Raw genomic sequence first — 2299 nt, 5'->3', positions numbered from 1 at the left:
CCCCCGCCGTGCTGTGTCTCGTCGAATGGCTCGTGAATGATGATGTCCGGCCTGATCTTTAGTCCATGTCGATCAAGCCGCTTCTGGTATTCCTGCTCAATGATGGTCTGGTCTGAAAGGAACTGCGTTGGGACGTGCTCGCGGAGCGCCGCAAGCAGCGCGCCCTGAAAGCCGCGTTCAGTCTCATAGAAGCGCGCGTGCATGATGGATCGAAGCGCAGTTTCGATGTGGGCAATCAGGGCGTTGTGGTCCAAAGCTTCATCCTTCTATGACAAGAAATATCACAGGACACCGCGAAGCGCACGCTTCAATTGCGATTGATGCGGCCGGTGCGCCAGCCGCGCGTAATCACGCAGCCATCAAGCAAGCTCTCGACCTTGTAGGCGCGAAAGTAACGTTTGAACAGCGTGACCGGCTGGTGCCCGAAGGCCTGCTCCATCCGACGGACGCTCTTGTGGCTGAAGTAGATGCGCACCGCGCCGTGACCATCGTGCAACTCTTCGCCAAACTCATCGAGCAGAAAGTCCACGAAGGGAGGCAGCGCGCGTTGTTGCGCACGGGCTGCTGCGTGCCGGGTTTCAGTCATGGTTCGCACTCCCATTCGACAGCAGATCGAGTTCAGCCAGCAGGGCATCGGAGTCGATGTTGAATCCGGCCCAGTCGTCTGTTGAGATCGCCGTGTTCAGCGCGAAAAGGTTTGGCCCCTTCGTGCCGAACGCGCCATCGAAGAAGCAGGCGATCGTGTAGAAGCGCTGCTCGTTGGCTTCGCGGATGTGGAAGAACGGGTCGTAGAGAAATCCCATCGCATCCGAGAGCGGCTTCGCAGTTACCTGGCCGCGCCGTTCGTATGCGACATCGAGCCTGTCCAGCATCGAATCCTTCGCCACCAGGAAGAAGAGGACGCGGTTGACGAAGGAATCACGCGGGATGTTCTTCTCGGCGAGAACGGCGTCGATGCGCTCGATGACTTCCTCGTCAAGCTCGATGGTGAGCTTCACGCGCTCAGGAATCTTCTGCTCCTGCATCCGCGCCCGGACCGCATCGCTGTTGCGGAAGCTGACCTCCTTGGCCAGCTCCTCGATCTCTGAGCGAAAGAGGTCATTCAGGTAGCGGTCGCGCTTGATGTTGAGCGCCTTGAAATCGCGGTCGATCGCTTTGGCGAGAGGACCCCAGAGCTGGACCATGATGCGGCGCTTACCGGGCTTGCGGGTGACGGGAGGCTTGTTCATGTCGGCGGTTTTGATGGTGCGTTGCTACGAGCCATCACTTTATCTGCGCAACACGCATACTTCCATCTGGCTGTTGGCATACATACTGCGCCGCAGCGCCCTACGCCTCCGGCGTCACGCCGTAGAAGCCGCCGCCTGCCGACGCGAACGGGTTCCTGGGATAGCCCGATCCACTGTGCAGTTCACGCACCAGCGCTTCGACATCTTCGATCGCGGCGCGAGCGTTCTCGATGGTCGCGAGCGCCTGCCAATCGGAGTCGTTCGTGATCTGAGGCAGGCGTGGGGCGGTCACGTCGATCAGCACCGACACGTCCTCTGTCACGGTCCTGCCGTGCGCCATTCGGTCCCGAAAGGCGAACAGCTCGACAAGCGTCCTGTAGGGCCGCCGGTTGAAGTCGATCTGCAGACCCGCCTCCTGGGCAAGCATCTCGTACTTCCGGCGCTTGCCGTACCGCCGCTCAATCTCGTCCCAGTTGCTGTGCTTGAGCGCGCCAAGATGATTGAGGTATGCCTCCAGCGTGAAAGCGCTGAAGACGAGGGAGCTGGTCAGCGTATAGAGCTGCCCGTCCTGAGGCTGCTCGGCCTGTTCCAGCATGTGCTTCGCGCCGATGTTCATATAGACGAACGTGTTCGTCGTCTGCCTGCCGCGGACACGTGCCCGGGATGTGCTGCCGGTCATGGGCTGTTCAGCCTCTGATCGTGATCTCAATGGCGTCAGGTTTAACGCCGAAGGTCGCGGCCAGGGCTTTCTTCGCCTCGGCGATCGTGAGGGCACCTACCGGCGCGCCAGTCGCGGCACTTGCTCCCGCAGGAGCTTGGACCGTCGTGCCCTGCGACATCGGCTCCCAGGCGAGCGCCGCCGGGTCGATACCTAGCTCTGCAAGCGACGTATACCGCACGGGGTTGCGCCCATGATCCCAGAGGTCGGGCATGTCGATGCGCGCGTATTGGCTGATAGCAACCTGCCAGCGGTCTCCGTCGCCCGGCTCCTGAGATGGGCGGATGCCTGAGATCTTCCCGACCAGGAAGCCTGCGCCATGAGGCTCTGTCGCATCGGAAAACTCGTGGTC

Annotated in this window: 5 protein-coding genes; all 5 read right to left on the bottom strand. The window is 61.2% G+C overall.

The window, feature by feature from the left end:
* Nucleotides 1-254: hypothetical protein (locus tag APY03_RS42505; protein WP_198161254.1), on the bottom strand; the 254-nt coding region annotated here is incomplete at its 3' end.
* Nucleotides 255-307: 53 nt separating this feature from the next.
* On the bottom strand, nt 308-586 hold the full coding sequence (locus APY03_RS16295; protein WP_068678226.1) for a hypothetical protein: 279 nt from the start codon (nt 584-586) through the stop codon (nt 308-310).
* Nucleotides 579-1229, bottom strand: coding sequence for a hypothetical protein (locus APY03_RS16290; protein WP_068678225.1), 651 nt, complete (start codon nt 1227-1229; stop codon nt 579-581). The genes APY03_RS16295 and APY03_RS16290 overlap by 8 nt, the downstream gene beginning before the upstream one ends.
* Before the next feature lie 100 nt (nt 1230-1329).
* Nucleotides 1330-1908, bottom strand: coding sequence for a hypothetical protein (locus APY03_RS16285; protein WP_068678224.1), 579 nt, complete (start codon nt 1906-1908; stop codon nt 1330-1332).
* Nucleotides 1909-1915: 7 nt separating this feature from the next.
* On the bottom strand, nt 1916-2299 hold a 384-nt coding region (locus APY03_RS16280), incomplete at its 5' end, for a hypothetical protein (RefSeq protein ID WP_198161253.1).

It is taken from the genome of Variovorax sp. WDL1, from assembly GCF_001541225.1.
Taxonomy (GTDB): domain Bacteria; phylum Pseudomonadota; class Gammaproteobacteria; order Burkholderiales; family Burkholderiaceae_C; genus Variovorax.
Note: the sequence above shows the minus strand (reverse complement) of the source record. Positions and strands in the feature narration are given on the sequence as shown.

What these genes read in the sequence shown, in the direction of transcription:
- APY03_RS16290 (WP_068678225.1), bottom strand. Translation starts at nt 1,229, where the DNA reads ATGAACAAGCCTCCCGTCACCCGCAAGCCCGGTAAGCGCCGCATCATG.
- APY03_RS16285 (WP_068678224.1), bottom strand. Translation starts at nt 1,908, where the DNA reads ATGACCGGCAGCACATCCCGGGCACGTGTCCGCGGCAGGCAGACGACG.
- APY03_RS16295 (WP_068678226.1), bottom strand. Translation starts at nt 586, where the DNA reads ATGACTGAAACCCGGCACGCAGCAGCCCGTGCGCAACAACGCGCGCTG.